The organism is Sporosarcina sp. Y1009 (assembly GCF_057669865.1).
Genome location: NZ_JBYHFO010000001.1, coordinates 352,739 through 376,945 on the forward strand (window position 1 = coordinate 352,739; position 24,207 = coordinate 376,945).

Below are 24,207 nucleotides of genomic sequence, written 5' to 3' on the forward strand. Positions count from 1 at the left end.
CAGGCGGACGCTTTCGCTCCAATCCTACATAGAGAGAGGCTAGAAAATAGCAAGATCAAATTTTGGTTTTGTACCGTTAAAGTTAAACAATTCTCTAACTAAAAACGTTCAGTATATCTTCTAATTCTTCAATTTCCATCTCTAAGGCATCGAAGTCAGAAGGTGTAGCCACAGTTTCTTCTTGAGTTAAACAATGTTTAATAATTTCAATTAATGATTTAGTATAAAGTCTACAGAAATCCTCTATACTTTCTTTAGTAAACTTATTTTCTTTATAATTTACATAACCATGTAATTTATTATCATTTTTTTGGATATCGATACTTATGTCATAATGCAATTCGTTTTTTTCATCAATCGTTACCCCAGGATTTATAGAAGACATTTCAAATCCATTTTCTTCATTAATACTTAGATCCATATCACCCATATAGTTAAAAGCTATAGAGGAATTTAGGTTTCGCTCTTTCGGATTTTGATATTTCCATAAAGAATAGCCAATTCCAAGGGTCGGAACCCTTCTTAACATTTCTTTCGTTTTTACTAAGCTTTCCTCTGTACTTTCAAAACTTTGTAAATGAATTGGATAAATACTGGTGAACCATCCGAGTGTTCGATCCAGATGGATATTGGACAAATCATTTCTACCATGACTCTCCAAATCTATAGTAATTTCATCCATAGCCTTCCACCTTTTCATTGCCAGCATTAATGAGGTCAAGAGTATATCATTTACATCTGTACCGTAAGCCTTAAATGATTCAAAAATAAGTTCTTTTGTAATTTCTGAATCAATTTCAAAACGTTCATATCCGATACCTTTAAACGGTAGATTTGTTTCACTTTCTAATTGACGATTCGAAATATGACTGTATACTTCATTCCAGTATTTGCTTTCATCAACGAAGATTGTACTTTTCGAGTATTCTTCTAAAGCATTTGTCCATTGCTTATAGGATGCAGTTTTATTAGGTAAGATTATTTCCTTGTTTTCCATAGCTAAGCCATAGGATAATACAAAGTCTTCTAATAAAATCCTCCAGGATACACCATCTATAATAAAGTGGTGTATTGCTATCATTAAGTAATCACAGTCTTTTGTTTTAAACAATGCTACTTTCATTAATGGACCATGTTCTAGATTCATAGTTCTCTGAAGTTTTGTACTTTCCTCTTCAATTTTATTCTCGAGATTTTCCCAATCCTCACAATCAAATACTTTAAAAGTATATTTTTCACTTATGTCCATTGGTAGTATTGTTGGATTAGTATCTTTTAAAACAACTCTGAGCATGTCATGAGTCTCTACTAATTCATCTAATATAGCTCTTATAACAGACTCAGATAGTGAGTTTTTACTTTCTAACATGACAGCTTGGTTATAATGATTGCGGTTAGTAAGATCCCAATCGATAAACATTTTCTGGATAGGAGACAAATCTATTTCTCCATTTACTTCACCTTGTTCATAATGAACTGTCGTTTCCTTTACTTCCCTGGCTAAGTTCTCTACACAATGTAATAACATGATATCTCGAACAGATATTTCATATCCAAATTCTCTCGCTTTCGGCACTACTCGAATCGCCTTTATTGAATCGCCACCAAGCTCAAAGAAATTATCCGTTATACTAACCTGTTCAACACCTAGGACTTCTTCAAATATAGTGCAGAGTATTTCTTCAACCGAATTTCTTGGCGCAATATATTCGCCTTGTCTTTCATAGTCAATGTCTGGTAAAGCATTTTTATCTACTTTCCCGTTTATCGTTAATGGAATTTCTTCTATTGCCGTAATATAAGATGGGACCATGTAGCTCGGTAATTCTTTTCTTAAATTCCCCTTTAATAGAGAGATATCTAATTCTTCTTCTATCCCCAGTACGACATAAGCTGAAAGCGTTTTGTCTTCTTCCAGTTCTTTTGCAATTACGACTGCGTCTTCAATTCCCTTTTGCTGCCTCAAAACTTCCTCTATTTCTCCTGGTTCTACTCTGTATCCTCGAATACTAAACTGTTCATCTATTCTTCCTAAATACTCTAATTGACCGTTTGGCAGCCATCTTGCTAAATCTCCAGTACGATAGATAAAACCTTCTCCATAAGGGTTTTTCACAAACTTTTCTTTCGTAAGTTCTTCTTTATTTAAATATCCCTCACTTACGCCAGCTCCTGAAATGCAAAGTTCTCCTGGAACATTTATGTCGCAAAGCTTGTCTTTATCCATAATATAGATCTTTGTATTGCCAATTGCATTACCAATCGATACTCCTTTTACTACTTGTCCTTGGTCTAATCCTGGATAGATAAAATCACAACTACCGACTGTCGCTTCTGTTGGCCCATATTCATTGTGGATTTTTATATGATTTCCAAATTTGTCTAAAATTTCTTGTGCTAGTAATGTTCCAAGTTCCTCTCCACCAACAATTATTGTGTTAAGATTTTTTAATTGTTTTGGCTTTTCTTGAATGGTCATTTTTAAATGGGATGGCGTCATTTTCGCAAAACTATACTTGTCTTCATGGAATATTTCTCTGATAGTTTCTTCCACATCATGTTCTTTAATGACCAATTTCCCTCCAGAACATAAGGGTAGGAATAATGTAGTCACTGTCAGGTCAAATCCAACACTTGTAAATAATGGAGCACAAACTTCATTTGTAATATATGACTTTTGCCCGTACTGTAAATAGTTAAATAGGTTACTGTGTTTGACCATTACACCCTTTGGTTTACCAGTAGTTCCAGAAGTGTACATGATATAAACTAGGTCATTTTCATTATGAATTTTTGGTAGATCATCTACCTGATGACCAGATGCATCAAATTCAAATTCTTTGTCCAAGTTAAGGATTGTTGAATTTACACTTCCTAGTTCATCTTTTGACAATACTTCAGATTCACCTAATAAGATGATCTTTGGTTCAGAATCGTCTAGTACATATTTCTTTCGCTCTAATGGATAATCCGGATCTATTGGAATATAGCTGCCTCCAGCCTTTATTACTGCATAGATCCCTACCATCATTGCGGCACTTCTTTTTGTCAGTACGGCTACTCTTTCTCCTGGTTTAACGCCTAGGCTACGGAGTTTGTTTGCTAGATGATTGATCTTATTATTCAGTTCTTCGTAACTTAGTTCGATACTTCCATCTACTATTGCGATTTTATTAGCGTTTTGCTTCACTGCTTCTTCAAATAGTTCTTTAACCGTTTTTTCTTTTTCAATTGTCATATCGGTATTGTTAAAATCGGTTAGTATCTTTACTGTTTCTGCTTCTATGGATAGATTAATTTCCCCAATTGTTTTTTCCGGGTTGTCTATCATTTCATTGAGTATATTAAAATAATGTTTAACTAGGATTTCCATGCTCTCTTTGTTAAATAATGCATTGCTATAGATTAAATCTAAGTTGTAGTATCCATTTCCATATTCCATTTGGAAATCTAAATCAAATTTTGCGACTGGTTTTTGACTGATGCTTCCTAGTTTGAAATCTTTTGTTTCAAAAATTACATCTTCATTGTTTTGAAGCGTAAACATAATATCGAATAGTGGATTTCTACTAAGGTCACGATTTATTACGGTTTTCTCTACTAATTCCTCAAAAGGATATTCCTGATTTTCATAGGAACTTAAAGAATGTTCTTTTAGTTCTTCTAAGAAGGCTTTGATTGATTTGTCTTCTTCTGGAAATCCTCTCATTGCGAGTGTGTTGACAAACATTCCAACTATACTTGCAGTATTAGGATGTGTTCTTCCTGATATTGGACTTCCTATGGTAATATCTTCTTGCCGACTATATTTACTCATGCACACCATTAATGCCCCTAGCATGACCATATAGTCCGTGTATCCTTCTTTTCTCGCGAAAGTTTTTAGTTCTTTTGTGATGTCTGTTCCTAATCGTTTTTTAACACTATCCCCTTTAAAGCTTTGCAGTTGAGGCCTTTTAACATCCAGTGGAAAATCTAATACTAATGGCTTTTCCTTATGAGTTTCTAACCAATATTTCTCCTGCTTTTCTAAGTCTTTAGTTAACATCCATTCGCTATAATCCTTATATTGAACAGCTAAAGAAGGTAATTCTTTCCCTTCGTAAAGTTCACAGAAATCCTTGATCAAAATGTTCATACTCATGCCATCAGAAATAATATGATGCATATCAAATAGAAGATAACCTTCGTTATCAGTGGTCCTTATTATTTTCACTCTTAATAATGGCGCTTTACTAAGGTTAAAAGGACGTACAAACTCCGCTAAATATACTTCTGGGGAAGAACTTGCGTCTCTTTCCTCATTTTCTACTACGACACTATTTTCAGCAGCAATCTTTTGGATCGCTTCTTCATCTTCAAAATGGAAACTAGTTCTAAGCGATTCATGTCTTTTGACTAATTCATTAACTACATGTTGAACCTTTTCCCCGTCTAGTTTTCCTGTATAGGATAAGCAGACCGGCATATTGTAGCTTAATTCAGCTTCATCCATTTGATTTATGAGGAAGAGCCGCTTCTGTGCCGATGACATAGGATACGATTCCTTACGCCCAGCCCTTGGGATTGGTTGGTAATTCCCCTCATCTACTTCATCAATGCATTTGGAAAGTAGTTCTGGTGTCGGATATTCAAATATAGATTTAATTTCGATACGTTTTTTTAGTTTTTCCTCTACTAAATTAATAACGCTCATAGCCCTTAAACTATGTCCACCTAGTTCAAAGAAATTGTCCCTGACACTAACTTCTTTAATCGATAAGACTTCTTCAAATATCTTACAAAGAGCCTCTTCAATAGAATTTCTTGGGGCAATATATTCATCTTGCCTTTCAAATTGGATTTCTGGCAATGCCTCTTTATCCGTTTTTCCGTTTACAGTTAAAGGGATCTCGTCGATTGCCATAATATAGGGTGGTATCATATATTCAGGCAGTTCTTTTCTAATACCTTCTTTTAATTTCCCTATATCTAAATCTTCTTTACCTTCCATGACCACATAAGCTAAAAGGGCTTGATCCCCTTCGTCTAGTTCCTTTGCGATTACAACGGACTCTTTTATTCCTGTTAGTTTGTTAATTACTTCCTCTATTTCTTGTAATTCAACTCTATAGCCTCTAATTTTAACTTGCTGATCGATTCTGCCTAAAAATTCTATATTTCCGTCTGGCAGCCATCTTACCAAGTCTCCACTTTTATACATTTTCCCTTCACCAAAGGGATTGTCGACAAACTTTTCACTTGTAAGTTCTTCATTATTTAAATAGCCTCTACTTACGCCAGAGCCTGTAATACATAATTCTCCTGGAATACCTATGCCACAGATTTGGTCTCCTTGAAAAACATACACATTACGGCCTACTATAGGTTTTCCTGCTGGTATAGTCCCTTTTATTTCTTTAGGTACATGATAGAATGCAGCGCATACCGTTTCTTCCGTTGAACCAAAGGTGTTTCCGACATTTGCATGTTTTAACAAATTGTTAATATAGCTATATTTGAGCGTATCTCCACCATTTAAATACAGATTGACTGTTTTAGGGATTCTTCCTTGATTAAATTCCTTCAATAATAGAGTTGAGCAACTTATTAAACTAACTTTGTGTTTGTCCATATAATCACGAACTTTACCGATATCGTAGATTCTTTCTTCATTATAAAGAACTACTTTTCCTCCCCGAATATGAGCCGGGTATACTTCTTCAACAATGGTGTCAAAATTATATGCTGTATGCTGAAGTGCTATAGTATCTTCAGTGATAGTAAATTCATCTGCAAAAGATTGTACATAAGAAGTACAACCGGCGTGCTCAATCATGACACTTTTTGGTTTCCCACTAGTTCCTGAAGTGGAAGTTAAATAGATTAAGTCCTCTTTTTCATTGATCTTTACTGGGTTTTCCTCATTCTCAGTATAGGAATCCTCAGAAAACAGATCTAAGCAAATATAGTCTCCCTCCGGAACCTCTACCCCCTTACCCAAAAGAATTACTTTTGGTGAATAATCTTCTAGGATAAAGTCTATTCGTTCTTTCGGGAAGCTTGTATCAATTGGTCCGTAGGCTCCACCAGATTTCATAACTCCATAGATACCGATCATCATTTCCATACTTCTATCAGTGAGAAGAGCGACGATATCATTTCTGCCAACTCCTAATTCCCTCAATTTATGCGCTAGAGAATTGGCTTTTTTATTTAATTCACGATAACTAAGTTCTTCATCTTCATACACCAGCGCAATGTTTTCTGGCGTTTTCTCAACTTGCTCTTCAAAATGCTCGATGATCGTTTTGTCTGAATAGACCTGATCTAGAGAGGTACTATGGTTAAACTCTTTTACTATCTTTTCCTTTTCTTTTTCATCCGCTAAGTCTAAACGGCTAATAGTCTTGTCTGGGTTGTTTATCATTTCCTTGATCATATAACGATAATGTTCAAGGAAATAATCAATACTTTCCGGGATAAATAACTCTTTCCCATAAGTGCAATTTAATATAAATTCACCATTCTGTTCATATATATCTATGTCTAAATCACATTTAACTGATATTTCTCCTTCAGTCCAGTTTGAGATCGTAATATCATCAATACTAAACTTCGCCTCTTCATTGTTTTGAAGTGTAAGCATAATATCAAAAAGTGGGTTCCTGGTTAAATCCCGGTTTTCGACCACATTTTCGACCAGCTTTTCAAAAGGATATTCTTGATTTTCATAAGCAGCTATACAATGTTCTTTTATTTCTTCTAAAAAATCTTTCGTTACTTTGTCTTTTTCTGGATAACCCCTCATAGCTAATGTATTTACGAACATTCCAACTATATTTTCAGTGTCTGAATGAGTCCTCCCAGATATTGGGCTTCCTATAATAATATCTTCTTGTCTACTATATTTACTTATACATACCATCAAGGCCCCTAGCATGACCATATAGTCTGTATAACCTTCTCGTCTTGCGAAAGACTTTAATTCTTTTGTCATCTCTTTTCCTAATGCTTTTTTAAAGCTTCTCCCTTCAAAACTTGGAGTCTGAGGCCTTTTAAAGTCAAGCGGAAAATCTAATACCAATGGCTTTTTAGTGTGAATAGCTAACCAATAGTCTTCCTGTTTTTCTAAATCCTTATTTATCATCCATTCACTGTAATCTTTATAGTGGATATCTAAGGAAGGAAGTTCTTTTCCTCCATAGAATTGAGAAAAATCATTCACCATAATATTCATACTCATACCATCCGAAATAATATGGTGCATATCAAATAGGAGATACCCTTGATTTTGGTTGACCTTAACGATCTTTGCTCTTAACAACGGTGCTTCACTTAAATCAAAAGGACGGACAAAGTCCCCTAAATATTCTTCCGGTGAAACGTCTTTATCACCATCAGATATTGCTAGCAAAATTTCACTTTTAATGCTAATCCTTTGAATAGCTTCTTCATCTTCATAATGGAAACTGGTTCGGAATGCCTCATGTCTATTCACTAACTCAATAAGGGCGTTTTGGACCTTATCTTCATCAATATCCCCTTCGTAAGTTAAGCACAATGGCATATTATAACTTACATCCAGTTTATCCAATTGGTGTATTAAAAATAATCTCTTTTGTACTGAAGACATACGATACGATTCCCTAATCGCTGCCTTTGGAATCGGCTGATAATTATTCTCCTCAATCTCATGTACATATTTGGACAATAATTCTGGAGTAGGATTTTCAAATATATATTTAAATCCTATTCGTTTTTTCAGTTTTTCTTCTAGTAAATTAACTACTCCCATAGCTCTTAAACTATGGCCACCAAGCTCAAAGAAATCATCGCTTATACTAACCTGTTCAACACCTAGAACTTCCTCAAATATACTACAAATTATTTCTTCAATAGAATTTCTTGGCGGGATATATTCGTCTTGTCTTTCGTATTCAATGTCCGGTAAGGCAATTTTATCTACTTTCCCGTTTATTGTTAAAGGAATTTCTTCTATTGCCGTGATATAAGATGGAATCATATAGCTCGGCAATTTTCTTCTTAAATTACCTTTTAGTAGGGATATATCTAGCTCTTTTTTAATTTCCTGTACGACATAAGCTGCAAGGAATTTGTCTTCGTCTGATTCTTTTGCGATTACGACTGCGTCTTCGATTCCTTCTTGCTGCCTCAAAACTTCTTCTATTTCTCCCGGTTCTATTCTATATCCCCGAATACTAAACTGTTCATCTATTCTTCCTAGGTATTCTAATTGACCGTTTGGTAGCCACCTTGCTAAATCTCCTGTACGATAGATAAAACCTTCTCCATAAGGGTTTTTTACAAACTTTTCTTTCGTAAGTTCTTCTTTATTTAAATATCCCTCACTTACGCCAGCTCCTGAAATACACAGTTCTCCCGGAACATTTATAGCGCAAAGCTTGTCTTGATCCATAATATAAATCTTTGTATTGTCGATAGCTTTACCGATTGATACTCCTTTTACTGTTTGTCCTTGGTCTAGTCCTGGATAGATAAAATCACAACTACCAACTGTAGCTTCTGTTGGGCCATATTCATTGTGGATTTTTATATGATGTCCAAATTTGTCTAATATCTCCTGTGCGAGTAATGTCCCTAGTTCTTCACCACCAACAATTAATGTGTTCAGATTTTTCAATCGTTTTGGTCTTTCCTGTATAGCTATTTTTAAATGAGATGGTGTCATTTTCGCAAAACTATATTTGTCTTCATGAAATATTTCTCTTATGGTTTCTTCTACATCGTGTTCTTTAATGACTAATTTTCCGCCAGAACATAAGGGTAGGAATAATGTAGTCACTGTCAGGTCAAATCCCACACTTGTAAATAATGGGACACAAACTTCGTTTTCAACATACGATTTTTTCCCATACTGTATATAGTTAAATAGGTTAGTATGTTTGACCATTACGCCTTTTGGTTTGCCGGTTGTTCCAGAAGTGTACATGATATAGACTAGATCATTTTCATTGTGAATTTTCGGAAGGTTATCTGCCTGAAGACCAGATGCATCAAATTCAAATTCTTTGTCCAAGTTAAGGATTGTTGAATCTACACTTCCTAGTTCTTCTTTTGACAATACTTCAGATTCACCTAATAAGATGATCTTTGGTTCAGAGTCTTCTAGTACATATTTTTTTCGCTCTAACGGATAATCCGGATCTATTGGAATATAGCTGCCCCCAGCTTTTATGACTGCATAGATTCCTACCATCATTGCGGCACTTCTATTTGTTAGTACAGCTACCCTTTCTCCCGGTTTAACGCCTAGGCTACGGAGTTTGTTTGCAAGATGATTGATCTTATTATTTAGTTCTTCGTAACTTAGTTCGATACTTCCATCTACTATCGCAATCTTCTTAGGGTTTCTCCCTACTGCTTCTTCAAATAGTTCTATTACTGTTTTTTCTTTTTCAATTATTTTATCAGTATTGTTAAAATCACTTAGTATAGCTAATGTTTCTGCTTCTTTGGAAAGTGTAAGTTCCCCAATTGTTTTTTCTGGGTTGTCTATCATTTCATTGAGTGTACTAAAATAATGTTCAACTAATATTTCCATACTCTCTTTGTTAAATAATGCAGTGCTATATATTAAATCTAGGTTGTAGTTTTCATTTCCATATTCCATATGGAAATCTAAATCAAATTTTGCGACTGGTTTTTGTCTTATTCTTCCTAGTGTGAAATCTTTTGTTTCAAAAATAACATCTTCATTGTTTTGAAGCGTAAACATAATATCAAAAACTGGATTTCTACTTAGGTCACGGTTTGTTACTGTTTGATCTACTAATTCTTCAAAGGGATATTCCTGATTTTCGTAGGAACTTAAAGAATGTTCTTTTATTTCATCTAAAAAGACTTTAATTGATTTATCTTCTTCTGGAAATCCTCTCATTGCGAGTGTGTTGACAAACATTCCGACTATACTGGCAGTATCTGGATGCGTTCTTCCTGAAATTGGACTTCCTATGATAATATCTTCTTGTCGACTATATTTACTTATGCATACCATTAGAGCTCCTAGCATGACCATATAGTCTGTATATCCTTCTCGTCTTGCGAAAGATTTCAATTCTTTAGTAATGCCTTTTCCTAGTTGTTTTTTAACGCTATCCCCTTTAAAGCTCCGCAGTTGAGGTCTTTTAACATCCAGTGGATAATCTAACACTAATGGCTTTTCCTTATGAGTTTCTAACCAGTACTTCTCCTGTTTTTTTAAGTCTTTAGTTAACATCCATTCACTATAATCCTTGTATTGAACATCTATAGAAGCTAATTCTTTCCCTTCGTAAAGCTCACAGAAATCCTTGATCAAAATGTTCATACTCGTGCCATCAGAAATAATATGATGCATATCAAATAGTAGATAACCTTGGTTATCACCGGTCTTTATTATCTTTACTCTTAGTAATGGCGCTTTACTTAGGTTAAAAGGACGTACAAACTCCTCTAAATATACTTCTGGGAAAGGACTCGCGTTCCTTTCCTCTTTTTCTACTACGATACTATTTTCAGCAGCAATCTTTTGGATCGCTTCTTCATCTTCATAATGGAAACTAGTTCTAAAAGCTTCATGTCTTTTGATTAATTCGTTAACTACATGTTGAACCTTTTCCTCATTTACTTTTCCTGTATAGGATAAACATGCTGGCATATTATAGCTTAATTCAGCTTCATCCATTTGATTTATGAGGAAGAGCCGCTTCTGTGCTGATGACATAGGATAAGATTCCTTACGCTCAGCCATTGGGATTGGTTGGTAATTCCCCTCTTCTAACTCATCGATATGTTTGGAAAGTGATTCTGGAGTCGGATATTCAAATATAGATTTAATTTCGATACGTTTTTTAAGTTTTTCTTCTACTAAGTTAACAACGTTCATAGCTCTTAAACTATGTCCACCTAATTCAAAGAAATTGTCGTTTACACTAACTTGTTTAATCGCTAAAACTTCTTCAAATATCTTACAAATAGTTTCTTCAATAAGATTTCTTGGTCCTCTATATTCATCTTGTCTTTCAAATTGGATTTCTGGTAAAGCCCCTATATCCATTTTCCCATTCACGGTTAAAGGGAACTCATCTATCGCTATAAAAGAGAGTGGTATCATGTATTCAGGTAATTCTTTTCTTGCCCCTTCTTTTAATTTCCCTATATCTAGCTCTTCTTTATCGTCCATCACCACATAAGCTAAAAGGACTTGATCTCCTTCGTCTAATGCCTTTGCAATTACTACGGACTCTTTTATTCCTGCTTGTTTGTTAATTACTTCCTCTATTTCTTGTAACTCTACTCTATAGCCTCTAATTTTTACTTGGTGATCGATTCTGCCTAGAAATTCTATATTCCCGTCTGGCAGCCATCTAACTAAATCTCCACTTTTATACATTTCCCCTTCACCAAAGGGATTGTCTACGAACTTTTCTTTTGTAAGTTCTTCTCTATTTAAATACCCTCTACTTACACCAGAGCCTGTTACACATAATTCTCCCGGAACTCCTATGCCACATAGCTTGTCCCCGTTCATTATATAAACCTGTGTCCCACTTATAGGTTTTCCTATAGGAATTATCTCGAAATCATTTGGGATCTCATAGGTCGTTGTAAATGTTGTATTCTCTGTTGGTCCATATCCGTTGATGATTTTTATTTCAGGATATAGGGATTTAAACTTTCTAATATGATTAGTAGAGAGTTTTTCTCCGCCTACTAACAGATTGTCTAGGTTTTCGAACATATCGCCTTTTATATCCAGCATTTGATTAAATAGGCTTGATGTCATCCATAGCGTATTTATTTTGTTTTCTTTGACTGATTTTGATAATTTGTTTACATCTGTTAGCGTCTCTTGAGTCTCTAAATATAATGTTCCGCCATTTAATAAACTACCAAAGAACTCAAACGTCGATGCGTCAAAGGCTATCGATCCCGTTTGTAAGATTCTAGTTTCTTCATTGAATGAAACAAAGTTGGTGTCTTTCACCAGTCTAATTATACTTTTATGCTCAATTAGACTTCCTTTTGGTTTTCCGCTTGTTCCTGAGGTATACATGATATAAGCTAGGTTATTACCTGCTAAAGATATGTTTGGATTGGTACTATCATTTTTATAACTTTTATTATCTTTTAAATTAATTTTAGTTAAATCGTTTTTAAAATCATAATAAAAATCTCCAAGTAAGGCGATTTTCGCACCTACATCTTCTACTATAAAATCTATACGCTCTTTCGGGTACGTGTGATCAATCGGAACATAGCTTGCTCCTGCTTTTAAAACTCCAACTATCCCAATTATTAATTCTAAAGATCGTTCTGCCAAAATTACAATTGGTTCTTCTTCCTTTACGCCTATTTCTATTAATTTATGTGCCAATTCATTAGACTTCTTATTTAATTCCTCATAACTCATCTCTTTATCTTCAAATACTAGTGCAGTTTTATGTGGGAATTTATCAGCCATTTCTTCAAAGATATCCTTCACATTGACTTCATCATAATTTCTTTCCAAATTATTGAATATTCCAGTAATGATGGCTCTCTCTTCATCAGTTATACTATTTATTGACTCTACTAAGCTGTCAGGATGTAACGCAAGATGAAGGGAAGTTTTCTTTAATTGTAGAAGGATGCGACGAATATCATTTTCTGAAAACAAACTAGGATCATAAAGCATATCCAATTGCAATGTTTTCAATTGGTTAACACGTAATGTAAGTGGATAATTCGTTTGTTCTCTGGCTTTGATAATTTCAAAAGATAACCCTTCTTGTTCCGTTAAAATTCCTTCCTTTGTTACAAAGTTTTCAAAAGCATAGACCGAATGAATAAAACTCTTGTTTAAGGATCTTGATTGAATATCAGCTAAGGAACAGTGTTGATAATCAAGACTGTTCGCGCCTTGATTTTGCATCTTGTGTAAAAGTTCTAGGCAACTTATATCACTATCAATTTCAACCCTTGAAGGAATTGTATTAATAAATAATCCTACAGTTTCTTCTATACCTGGTAGCAAAATATCTCTTCCTGAAACTACCTTCCCAAACACTACATCATTGGAACCACTATAAGATTGCAATAATAGACCCCATGCAGTCTCTATTAAAGTACTTACAGTTACATTATAAGAAGCCATCTTTTCCTTTAAGGTTTTATATTCAGGTTCTGTAAAAGGAATACTAAATTCCAAAACAGTACGATCACTAATTTCCTTATTTCCAAATGATTGGATTTTAGCATCTGTATCATATCCATGAAGAAGCTCGTCCCAATAGTTATAGTCCTCTTCTTTATCTTTCCTCTCCAACCACTTAATATAATCTCCATAAGAAGTCTTGGTGCTTCCATTATTTTTTATGGCAGAAATAATCCTTTCTTTGGATTCACCTTTTTTCAATGCAAAATAATAGTTCAAATAATCTTCAAAAAGAATAGGTAAACACCAGCCATCAATAATAATATGATGAAAACTCCAAACCATTATCCATTCATCCTGTGATAATCTTATGGTAGCTACTCTAAAATTTGGAGACTTTTCAAAGTCAAAGCCTCGCTTACTGTCCTGTTCAAGGAACATCTCTATTTCAATTTCTTGTTCCTCAGAAGAATATTCTTGAAAGTCCATTTCATTAAATTCTATTATTCTATCTCTTAGCACGATTTGTACTGGCTTTTTAAATCTATTTAAAGGAATCATTGTTCTTAAAGCTTCATGTTGTAGGGCAAGAAGTTGTATACTTTCATTTGCTAAACCTACTGAAAAGTCACCCGTTATTTTTAAACTGGTCTGCACAACGTAGTTTCCAGAGTTTTCATTTAACATCTGATGATAAAGCATTCCTTGTTGTAGAGGACTTAGAGAATATACCTTTTCAATATTCTTATTTAAGTTCTGCATATTCATAATCCAAGACCTCCATTAGCTTATCTTCGATAATTACCCCATCACGTAGTCGAATTATTCGATTTCCATATAATGTCATACTTTCATCGTGAGTAACTTGAATAATCGTAATCCCATATTTTGTATTAATTTCTTTAAATAATTCCATAATGGTTTTACTTGATTTGCTGTCTAGATTACCTATTGGCTCATCAGCAAGTATAATACTAGGATTAATAATAACTGCTCTTGCTATGGCTACTCGTTGTTGTTGCCCACCTGATAAGCGACTTGGAATCTCTTTACGCTTATCACTAAGACCAACTATTTCTAGAATTTCATCTAACCTGTCACGATACTCTTTTACGTTTTGTCCACTCATAGCTATGGGTAACAGTATGTTTTCCTCCACTGACAGATTGTGTACCAAATTATAAAATTGAAATACAAATCCAATATCTGATCTTCGTATCCTGCTCAATTCTTTATCTTTTAGTACTTGAATGTCTTTATCTTTTATTAAGATTTGTCCCGAAGTAGGCGCATCTAAGCCTCCCAATAGATAGAGTAATGTGCTCTTTCCACAACCTGATGGTCCCATAATAGATACAAACTGACCATGATCCACATCAAAAGAAATGTCTTTTAGCACTTTTGTTAGATTACTTCCATTACCAAAATCTTTTGAAAGGTTTTTTACTTTTATTACCTTGTCCATATACTATTCCCCCAGAGTTTTATAGTTGAGTCTATCGGCTGTCTATACATATGCCTTATTCATATTTAATCTCTTCTACGACATTCATCTTGAAAATCTTAAACATTGGAATTAGCGCGGTTAATATAAGAACAATAAAGATTATACCTACAACGCCAAGTACATCTAGCCACTGGAAACTGAACTGCAAATAAATACCTATTGAACTTAATAATCCTTGTAGTAATTTGCTCATCCACAAGCTTAATACCAAGCCAAATCCACAGCCAATTAAAAAGGAATTCATTATTTCAAAAAATATCATTGTATTTAATTGTGCTCTGCTCATAGATACTGAATACAACACAGCATACTCTTTCTTTCTTTGGATAAAACCAATAACCTGATTGTTTATCAAGCCAACAGCTGATAGCAATATAGAAAGAAACAAGAATATCCAAACTGTAGATAGTAAGCTGCTTACTCTTTGATCTTGCTCTTCGACAAATTCACTTATGGTTTGTACAGTAATATCTTCTCCAGAGAGTTCTTTATATAAAGTTTTTTTCATCTGATCCAAGTTTTCACTAGATGCAACATACATGGTACTAGGTATATCATTTATATCTTTTTTAAATTGTGATTCTGAAAAAACAAGTGTATTTCTTGAAGTAGAAAATAATGATGAGTCTACAGTACCTACTATTTCCACTTTGATCTTTTCTGATTTAAGATTATCTGAGGTAATTTCCAACTGATCTCCTATTTTCAAGTCATTTCTTATACCATAAAACTCATCTACCATGACTTCTCCATCTTTAAGATCCTTTATCTTTCCTTCGATGTTCGTAACACCAAGTCTTTCATCATCGAATCCAATGACAACAAGATTTAACTCATTGTCATTGATGGTTAAATCATCGTAAAAACTATATAAGAACTTAAGGTTTTCTACACCAGTGACTTGCACTAATTTTAGATAGTCATTTTCCTGTTTTTCCATCCCATATATTTGAATATCAGATTCAAAGGCATCCTTTGCTTTTCCAAACAAGCTCTCAAGAGATACAGATGTTATGAATATCATTAAAACCACAGAAAGTGAAACAACGACCAGTTTAATATTTGAGTTGATAATCTTACTATCTGCAATATTTCTTGCACCTAGTGATGGTGCTGACCCAAATAACCGATTAACCTTACTAAAGAGCAAGGATAAGTATTTGGTAATGAAGGGTAAAAGCCATATACCACCAGCCATAGCTGCTACTAAAGCAAGTATAGATAAGATAATATTATATTCGTTGTTTATTTTATAAAGAATATAAGATAATACTACAAATACGAATCCTAAAATTGTAAGTATCCTAGGAACTCTTTGAATTGAATTGAGCTCTTCAAATATCAAACCTTTTATGGAATAACTACCAATTTGATAAATCACATGAAAAACACTAAATAATTGTATAGCTATTGCAAATAACAGTGCGAATATCACGTAAGTATAATTCATGGGTGCTGATACCTGTTCCATTGACACACCAGATATGCCCTGTGTTAAAGCTCCTAATATAGTTTCTCTAAAGTAAATTCCACAAATTACTCCGAGAATTCCTCCTAGAACCCCATATATAAAATTCTCGACAATTAGTATTAGGTTCACTTTTGTCTTAGTTGCTCCTAAGCTTCTAAATGTACCTACTACAGGAATTCTTGATAATAATATAACCTTTGCATTTGAAGAAATAACATAATAATTCATGATAATAGCTAGCACTAAAATTATTAACAATACTTGGCTAATCATATTCGTATTAAAATCTATTAAATCTTGATCTACTAAAGGCTGTATATCGAAATCTTTATTGTTCTTACTAATTGTCTTAATACTCTCGTTTATATTTGCATCATCTTCTAAGCTAAGTAGAAGTGTATTAATCTTGTTTTCTTGATCTGTTATCGTTTCCACTTCAGAATAATTCATAACAATAAGATTTTCGTTGTCAACTCCCAGGAATAATCCTGTCTTTTCCCCTATTGCTCCTACCTTATATTCCCTCACGCCTATTTGAGTTTGAATTGAAATTTCATCACCTAATTTAAACCCATAATTCTCAGCTAGTTGTGGACTAATTAAAATTTGTTCATTTTGATTTAAATTAAAATTATCTTGTTCTGAAATTGAAAATAATCCTGAATCTATACAATTCTCTTCACTACAACCATATAGTTTAAGGGTTAATAAATCCTTATTATCAACTACACCAAAGGTGATTAGAGCCGATGAATTTTCCTTTACACCTACATCCTTAGTAGTAAACTCGCTTGTCCCAAAAAAAGGATTCTCAGTATCTTTAGAGCTAACGATGACGTCGTACCCACTATATGACTCTTCGTATAGTTCCTGGTACTGGTGAAGAATATCATCTCGAGCAACAAGGTTTATATATAAAATAAATGTTGAAATCATGAGAGATAGTAAAATTAAAAGGCCTCTTAACTTATTTTCTTTGATGTTCCTCACAATATACATCATAAAAATCTTCATGTTTCTGACCCCCGTATTGTTTATATTGCTACAGATAAAACATATTTTTCTTTTGAATTGATTTTTTGATATAAATTGTCTAATTCATAAACATTTAAATCTGTAAGAGGTTCAATGAGTCCAGTCCCAAGCATTTTAAAATAGCTTTCTTTCATAGTCCAAATTTTTGTTAACTCTAAATCCTTATCAAGCGAGTTATTAATTGTTTCTAATTCTTTTTGCGAACAAATAGACGCTGCTAATTTTTTGTCATAGTTTATTATATCTTGAATATCTACCCCTACCTTTTCACTAGAAATAGCACAAGCTACTCCCACTTTGCAATGACTAATATTAAAATGTATTTTAGGGAATAACTTTAGAAATGGTTTGTTGTTTTCATTAAAAGTGAAGTCGTAGGAATCATAGATATTAAATGTTTTTTGCATGGCTAATACAAATAAAGCGTAGGAAATAATACATAGTTGTTTATCTATTTTATACCGATAACCTTTAGCTTTGATTTGACGATCTACGGGCATGATTTTAAACATCATCGCCAACATTTCATCATCAATTTGCTCTAAAGAGGTATAGGTAAAAACAGATATCAACCTACCATTAATGTGTATCTTTTCTAAGGAATAATCCTTTAAAATTCGAGTGATTAATGTCATCTTTACTTCCTACCCTATACTGTTATTTAGTGTCCATGGTTCCTCCTTGACCAAACGCTTTCATAGATTATCGTAGATGCTCGTTAATATCCACTTCCATATTTTTTGATAGATATCTCTCCTCGTTTATTGAACTAGGAATTTTTCGATATATTCACCAGATAATTCGGTAAACACCTTACTAATTTACCAAAATATTCTTTTATATAAACCTATTATATCCTATTAAATCGAAAATTCCATATAAACTCAATATTTTATATATACAGATAAAAGTACCTAATTTCCACCGGGAAAAACCGGGTATATTTCCCCATCAAGAAAATTCAGAGTAGTAAGTTCTTCTAGTTCTCCTTATTCCAATCCTCCCCCTATTCACCCGTTTTACCTTTTTCCACCAAAAATAAATAATGGATGATTAATATATTTGTTCAACATCGATTTGCAAACTCAGAAATGTTAGGACATATAATTCTTGCTAGACGAATAAGTTATAAAAAAACGATCCGCACAACCATTTTAAAGGTTCGCGAATCGTTTTATTTTATAGTAATCTGTCTGACAAACAATTATGATTTACGCTTTAAACATATGCTTCTTATGCCACTTCAGATACGGCTTGTTCTTCTCAGTTCTGTTCACGCTCATCTTCATTTGAAGGCCATACTTATCATAATCCTCTTCAGAGATCCTAGACGAAATATGGATTTTACCTGTTCCGTCAAATGCAATCAGACCGTTACTGTAAAGCGCATCATGGTTACGACAAAGAAGAATACCGTTGTTTGGATCGATGCGTTCATTGTTCGTACAGTCTTTCCATGGTTTTGCGTAGCTTGCTTGAAGCAGTTCTGGCAGCTCGATGTCGCAAAGCGCACATTGACCATGCCATAGTGGCAAGAGTTCATTTCTGAACCTCTGGTGCCCTAGTCGTAATTTAGTTTTCGTTTCTGATTCAGTTTCAGCGAGAAGTGGGATGAGGAAATCATGTTCTGTCTTCTTCACGGTGCCCATCACGAATTCCAATTGTTCTTCATCGATTTCATAAATGTTCAAGCCCGCAATCAACTCTACCAGTTTAATGGTCAGTTCTTCATTGCATGGAAATAGATAGCCTTGATTACCATTGGCATTCTCTTGAAATGCGGAATACTTGATAGGCAACAACGGAAGGATTTCATCAAAATAATCTTCAATCGTTAACGGCTGCTCGAGTTCATAATAGTCTACCTCCACTAAGTACCCCTTAGCATTTTCGATGCCTGGAAGTGGAATTTCGGAGGGCTTATATGCTTCTCTGTATCCTGATTTTGCTACACTAATTGCCACAATATCCCCTCTTACATAATGAAAGATGCGATCGCCTTCCGCTACTTCTTTCATACGTTCCCAGAAATGGTGGACATTGCCCACACTATCTCGTTGCAATGACCAGAGGACACCTAATTCTTTCTCATCATTGTAGGTACGCCCTTGCATAACTATGTAACTTTCCATGGTTCTTCACTCCTCTACAAACTGCTGCACTTCTTCTCTCTTAATTATATAGGATCTTGATGCACTTTTACGAATACAAGACAATAATCTCTTCATTACTTCAAGTTGTCCGTTTTGCTATGCTCTCCTTTTGAAAAATACACTTCGACCATTTTCTAGAAGGGTTTGGATTAAAGATAGCCAAACATTATAGTTAGGTTTGGGTGCTTTATATTTTCCAATTCTTGCCATCTGCTGTTCATACCACATAATTTCTAATAAGGAAGCATTTTTATCGATTAATTTAATGCCCGTTTTGATGGGTTTTGCTTGAACGGTTTCATAATTGCCATTAAAAATCCGATTCGCCAAGTCCGGTACTAAGGCAAAAGGTCTTGCAATTCCAACCATATCTATTTCTCCGTTATCAACAGCTTCTTCCATCCCTATTTGAGAACGAAAGCCACCTGTCACTACGATTGGTGTAGAGATTAAATTCTGAGCCTTTTTTGCGTAGTCTAAAAAATACGCTTCTCGTTTTCTTGTTGTTTCTTTTACATCTGCACCCATCATCCTCGGATTCTCGTAATTCCCCCCAGAAATTTCAATGAGATCAATCCCTATTTCGGACATTCTCCGAAGAACTTCCATGGATTCATCTTCAGTAAATCCACCCTTTTGAAAATCAGCAGAGTTCAGTTTAATACCGATTGGAAATGATTTTCCGACTTGCTTCCGGATTTCATGATATGTTTCTTCCAAAAAACGCATGCGATTCGCTAAGGTCCCTCCCCATTCATCTGTACGTTGATTATGGTATGGAGATAAAAACTGGTTAAAAAGATATCCGTGTGCTGCGTGGATTTGAACACCTGTAAAGCCAGCTTTTTTAGCAATTCTTGCGGCTTCGCCAAATCGGACAATCAAATCTTCAATTTCAGACACCTGAAGAGCGCGCGGTTCGTTAAAGAAATGTTTTAAAACGCCTGTAAGAGAAACAGCACTTGGAGCAACAGGTTCTTTTGAAATCATTTTGGGTGATTGCTTTCCTGGATGATTAAGCTGCATCCAAAGATGAGTTCGATTTTCAGTGCCAGCCTTCGCCCACTTCATTAACATCTCTAAATCACGTTCATCTTCTACGACAACATTATTTGACTCTCCCAAAGCATTTCGATCTATCATAACGTTTCCTGTCATGACAAGACCAGCACCCCCATCAGCCCAGGTTTTATATAAAGTAATCAATGATTGACTAGGATTTTGATTGGTAGTTCCTAACGCTTCACTCATAGCAGATTTAAAAATTCGGTTTTTAATGATTGTTCCATTTGGAAGTTGTATAGAATTCTCCAAAACTGACTTTGATTGAATCATCTGTAGTTTGTCTCCTTATTTTTTCAGAAATGTAGAAAGTATCTAATACCTAGCTCGCTGCTATAGACCAATCATGATTGGTTTTTACGATTATTCCTTACGAAAGTATACAAAATCATTTATGCGAATTCTCAGGAACTTTACCCTTATTTAACCTTCACCAGTTATAATTATTAGAAGGCGTTTACTAGTTATATCGTATCTAAATGATAGAAGAGAGGGAGAATAGGTGAAAAACTTAATTAAAATGCTGGTTGCAATCGTCGCTTGTCTCGTGTTAACCGCTTGCTTTACCATTAAGACCGAAGACAATCAATCAGACACCGATAACGAAAAGCAAACCGCAGACGAGCAGGCGGAAAATGATCTTGATAAAGAAACGACTCCGGATGCAACGGATGAGGAGGATCCTACCGAATCAGACCCTGCTGAAGAAGCAGACACGAGTGAAGTTGTCGCTGAGAATGAAGCCTTTCAAATTTTCGAACCCGCCCCAAATGCAGAGGTGAAAAACCAAATGGTTATACGAGGACTTGCTCGTGTGTTCGAAGGAACAATCCAATATGAATTCGAAGACGGTCATTTCATCCTAGAAAAAGGATTTACAACTGCAACTAAAGGTGGACCGGAATGGGGTGAATTTGAAATCACCATCAATCTTGCTAATGCAACAGATGGACTTTACAGGATTGTCCTCTACGAGGAGAGCGCAAAGGATGGCTCTAACCTCCATGAATTGATCATACCTGTTCAAGTCAGTAAGTAAATCAATAAAGAAAATTGTGGCGCACCTGTGTTAGAAACATGATTATTTCTTACACGGGGACGCCAAATTGATTTAATCGATTATTGGTTTGCGATTTCTATTTTGGTTTCCTCGATTTGATTTATCATAATTTATCTCTTCTCTTGTACCGTCAGAGTCTTGCAAACTTAATGGTTGCGAATATAACATCCGTTGGAATCAAGTCATTATTTTCAAAAAATCATTTTCACCTAAAATCTTAATCGGATGTCCTTTGTTAATCAATTCCTCAACTTTTTGCATTTTCACACTGGCAAACACTTCTGTGAAACTGGTTAAATCATAATCGCCAATAACCAAATAGCCTGTATTTCGAGTCACATTACTTTTGCAAACCCCACCACAATTCAAGACGAGTTGTGCGGCTTCACCTCTTGTCATCGACTGCAATTTCCCTGTAAATACAACGGATGCATTAAAAAACGGATGTGTTTTATCTACTTTTCTCGTTGGAACGGTCATAGTCTTTTTTCTTTTTCTAACACCGGCAGCCGAATATCTGTCCGCATGATGAAGACCTAATTGCAAATTGTGCATATCCGATAATTCATCGAGCGAGTCAGTTTCACAATTTTCCAACGCTGCTAAAGTCACCAACGCAGCTGCCCGGGCATCTTCTAACGCGTCATGATGTTTAAAACTGATGCCTAAGTGATCGGCTACCGTTGAAAGTTTATGATCAAAAAGCGAAGGCCAAACTCTTTTAGAAAACACATACGAACAACCATAAGTAAACTCAGCGTACGGTTGATTGATTAAATCCAATGCATAACGCATCGCACTCATATCAAAACTTGCATTATGCGCAATCAGCATCTTGTTCTCAATCATCGCCTTTAACACTGGCCAATACTCCTTAAAAGTCGGCGCATCTTGTACCATATCTTCCGTAATTCCGTGAATGACCGTGTTGAAGTAAGTAAATTCATCTTCCGGATTTATATATGTATGGATCTCTTCTTTAATCAAACCGTTCTCAACGATAACAATACCGATTGAACAAATGCTTGCTCGTGAACTATTTGCTGTTTCAAAATCAATTGCTAGAAAGTTCATTAAAATTACTCCTTTATTCATTTCTTTCTTCGTTAAAAGTATATGGAGATATACGTCTATGAAACTTGGAATACCACTTATTATACTACAGATTTCATCTTGAAAAACCCTGGAGTGATTTTACGGGAAATAGGCCAGTTCGATTCACTAACTGACCAGAACAATTCGGATAGATTTCCTTTGTAATCGTAGCCTTTCTGCCGCTCTTTTGGTTACGCATATTCCATTGAATAAACATCATAAAAAAGTTTTACCTAGATAGCTAACGGGTTCGGTTGTTGGGGAGAACAAAACTAATAGCAAGTCAAATAAAAACCCATTTGGTATATGCTTTAAACACAAATTAACAGTATAAAAAGCAAACAAAAACGCACAGCTTATTACACCGGTGCGTTTTTGCCCTGTTTCCTAATATGAATTCTATTGCTTGTTCCACAATCCCGCCCGTTTGTTTAGGAATTCTCTAAAACTCGTCATAACTATTCCCATCTGTATCCTGAACGAAAAGTTTACCCTTTATAGCACTGATGCCAACCATAATGTACGGATTATCTTCATCGTTTTTATTTTCTATCTCTTTTAATATGACTTTGGTATTTCCTGAATCTACTTTAACATCATCTAGTTCCAATGATTTCTCTGCATCTCCAGTCGATACGACAACCATTTTTCTACCTTCTGATATTGTAAATACTTTAAATCCCCTTTTATCAGGGTTATCCTGAAGACTAGTCACAAATCTTTCAATTTCAGGATCTTCACTCAACCTATCCTTTTCCAACACCCAATTGTTGTGAGGCGTATACCCCCCACACGCAATCAAAAACAAAGTTGTGACGAAAAATAGTAAAACAAGAAATTTTTTCTTCAATATTTTCTCCTTTCTTATCGAATCTTATTTTAAACAACATGGTCCGTTTGTTGAATTCAGGCTATGCGCCGTAGCAGAGCTACAATAACTATTGTAGCTCTGCTAATATATGTGTTAAAACCACTGTTAATTTGTAGATTGAAAACACAGTGATGTATTTTGCTAACTCATTATCGGTTATAAAAGGACCTAGCAATTAGGCCTTTTCAAATTTCTTATTCCACAAATGACATTTTTAGAATTAAAAAGTAATTCAGTTCTAATAAGGTATTACCCAAACTTTATATCTATCATCAATTGAACGTTCTGTAATAACCCTGAATTCTTTTATCTCGGCAAGTCTAAAAGCTAAAGAATAAGCTATCTTATAATCTGGTGTGTCATAGCCATCATACAGTTTTGCGTAAATTTCATTTCCTATTGAATCGGCCCAAACATCCGCTTCGAACAAGCTATCGAATATAATACTTTCTCTTTTCCATTTAAGCGTCATCTTTTAACCTCCTACCTGACCGATTGAGGAAAAATCCTAATTCAATAACTGGATACGTTAGTAAAATACTAATTCGCTATGATTTTCGGTAATACACGTAACTTCGGTTGGGGTTGGTTTCTATTTGAAGTCCATCATTTGTCAGTTGTTAATATTAATTTTTCTACTTTTCCTTCCCACATTATTTCTACTTCAATTTCATTATCCTTATGAATGATTTCACAGTTTCCACAAGTTACATCTTAAAATTTTACAACTCCAGATTTCAATGGGATTTTTCCTCCGACACTTCCTTGCCCTAAATTGTTATATATGATTGTATAGTCTAACGTTAATGGAGCTT

General features: G+C 34.6%; 10 protein-coding genes. 1 reads left to right on the top strand and 9 read right to left on the bottom strand.

All coding sequences use genetic code 11. The features are described 5' to 3' along the window. Window positions 1-94: 94 nt before the first annotated feature. The 6 genes from AC25Y1_RS01730 to AC25Y1_RS01755 all read right to left on the bottom strand — a co-directional run bounded on the left by AC25Y1_RS01730 (window position 95) and on the right by AC25Y1_RS01755 (window position 20,639). Entirely contained in the window at window positions 95-13,906 is a 13,812-nt protein-coding gene (locus tag AC25Y1_RS01730) for an amino acid adenylation domain-containing protein (protein ID WP_488146205.1), read from the bottom strand. Next, the gene (locus AC25Y1_RS01735) at window positions 13,884-14,603 is read right to left on the bottom strand and encodes an ABC transporter ATP-binding protein (protein WP_488146206.1); all 720 of its coding nucleotides are present in this window, start codon (window positions 14,601-14,603) and stop codon (window positions 13,884-13,886) included. Before AC25Y1_RS01735 ends, AC25Y1_RS01730 begins: the two co-directional genes overlap by 23 nt. A gap of 55 nt (window positions 14,604-14,658) precedes the next feature. Beyond that, complete coding sequence (locus AC25Y1_RS01740; RefSeq protein ID WP_488146207.1) at window positions 14,659-17,130, bottom strand: ABC transporter permease; 2,472 nt, start codon at window positions 17,128-17,130, stop codon at window positions 14,659-14,661. A 20-nt stretch (window positions 17,131-17,150) separates the two neighbouring features. Further along, on the bottom strand, window positions 17,151-17,786 hold the full coding sequence (locus tag AC25Y1_RS01745; protein ID WP_488146208.1) for a 4'-phosphopantetheinyl transferase family protein: 636 nt from the start codon (window positions 17,784-17,786) through the stop codon (window positions 17,151-17,153). 576 nt (window positions 17,787-18,362) lie between these two features. Then, a complete protein-coding gene (locus AC25Y1_RS01750; protein WP_488146209.1) occupies window positions 18,363-19,283 on the bottom strand; it encodes an HNH endonuclease in 921 nt (306 codons plus the stop codon). Between the two features lie 117 nt (window positions 19,284-19,400). Next, a complete protein-coding gene (locus AC25Y1_RS01755; protein ID WP_488146210.1) occupies window positions 19,401-20,639 on the bottom strand; it encodes an NADH:flavin oxidoreductase/NADH oxidase family protein in 1,239 nt (412 codons plus the stop codon). 229 nt (window positions 20,640-20,868) lie between these two features. On the opposite strand from AC25Y1_RS01755, the gene AC25Y1_RS01760 reads away from it, so the two are divergent. Continuing rightward, window positions 20,869-21,405: a Gmad2 immunoglobulin-like domain-containing protein gene (locus tag AC25Y1_RS01760; protein ID WP_488146211.1), complete on the top strand. Its 537-nt coding sequence runs from the start codon at window positions 20,869-20,871 to the stop codon at window positions 21,403-21,405. A gap of 198 nt (window positions 21,406-21,603) precedes the next feature. Here the strand turns inward: AC25Y1_RS01760 and AC25Y1_RS01765 are convergent, their stop codons facing one another. The 3 genes from AC25Y1_RS01765 to AC25Y1_RS01775 form a co-directional block, all read right to left on the bottom strand. Beyond that, entirely contained in the window at window positions 21,604-22,500 is an 897-nt protein-coding gene (locus tag AC25Y1_RS01765; RefSeq protein ID WP_488146212.1) for an exonuclease domain-containing protein, read from the bottom strand. A 463-nt stretch (window positions 22,501-22,963) separates the two neighbouring features. After that, window positions 22,964-23,371: a hypothetical protein gene (locus AC25Y1_RS01770; protein ID WP_488146213.1), complete on the bottom strand. Its 408-nt coding sequence runs from the start codon at window positions 23,369-23,371 to the stop codon at window positions 22,964-22,966. Window positions 23,372-23,630: 259 nt separating this feature from the next. After that, window positions 23,631-23,864, bottom strand: a complete 234-nt coding sequence (locus AC25Y1_RS01775; protein WP_488146214.1) for a hypothetical protein — start codon at window positions 23,862-23,864, stop codon at window positions 23,631-23,633. Window positions 23,865-24,207 lie beyond the last annotated feature (343 nt).

Bases quoted from the DNA above. Each gene is read 5' to 3' on its own strand.
- AC25Y1_RS01755 (WP_488146210.1), bottom strand. From the start codon at position 20,639: ATGATTCAATCAAAGTCAGTTTTGGAGAATTCTATACAACTTCCAAAT.
- AC25Y1_RS01775 (WP_488146214.1), bottom strand. From the start codon at position 23,864: ATGACGCTTAAATGGAAAAGAGAAAGTATTATATTCGATAGCTTGTTC.
- AC25Y1_RS01765 (WP_488146212.1), bottom strand. From the start codon at position 22,500: ATGAACTTTCTAGCAATTGATTTTGAAACAGCAAATAGTTCACGAGCA.
- AC25Y1_RS01750 (WP_488146209.1), bottom strand. From the start codon at position 19,283: ATGGAAAGTTACATAGTTATGCAAGGGCGTACCTACAATGATGAGAAA.
- AC25Y1_RS01745 (WP_488146208.1), bottom strand. From the start codon at position 17,786: ATGACATTAATCACTCGAATTTTAAAGGATTATTCCTTAGAAAAGATA.
- AC25Y1_RS01740 (WP_488146207.1), bottom strand. From the start codon at position 17,130: ATGAAGATTTTTATGATGTATATTGTGAGGAACATCAAAGAAAATAAG.
- AC25Y1_RS01730 (WP_488146205.1), bottom strand. From the start codon at position 13,906: ATGAATATGCAGAACTTAAATAAGAATATTGAAAAGGTATATTCTCTA.
- AC25Y1_RS01735 (WP_488146206.1), bottom strand. From the start codon at position 14,603: ATGGACAAGGTAATAAAAGTAAAAAACCTTTCAAAAGATTTTGGTAAT.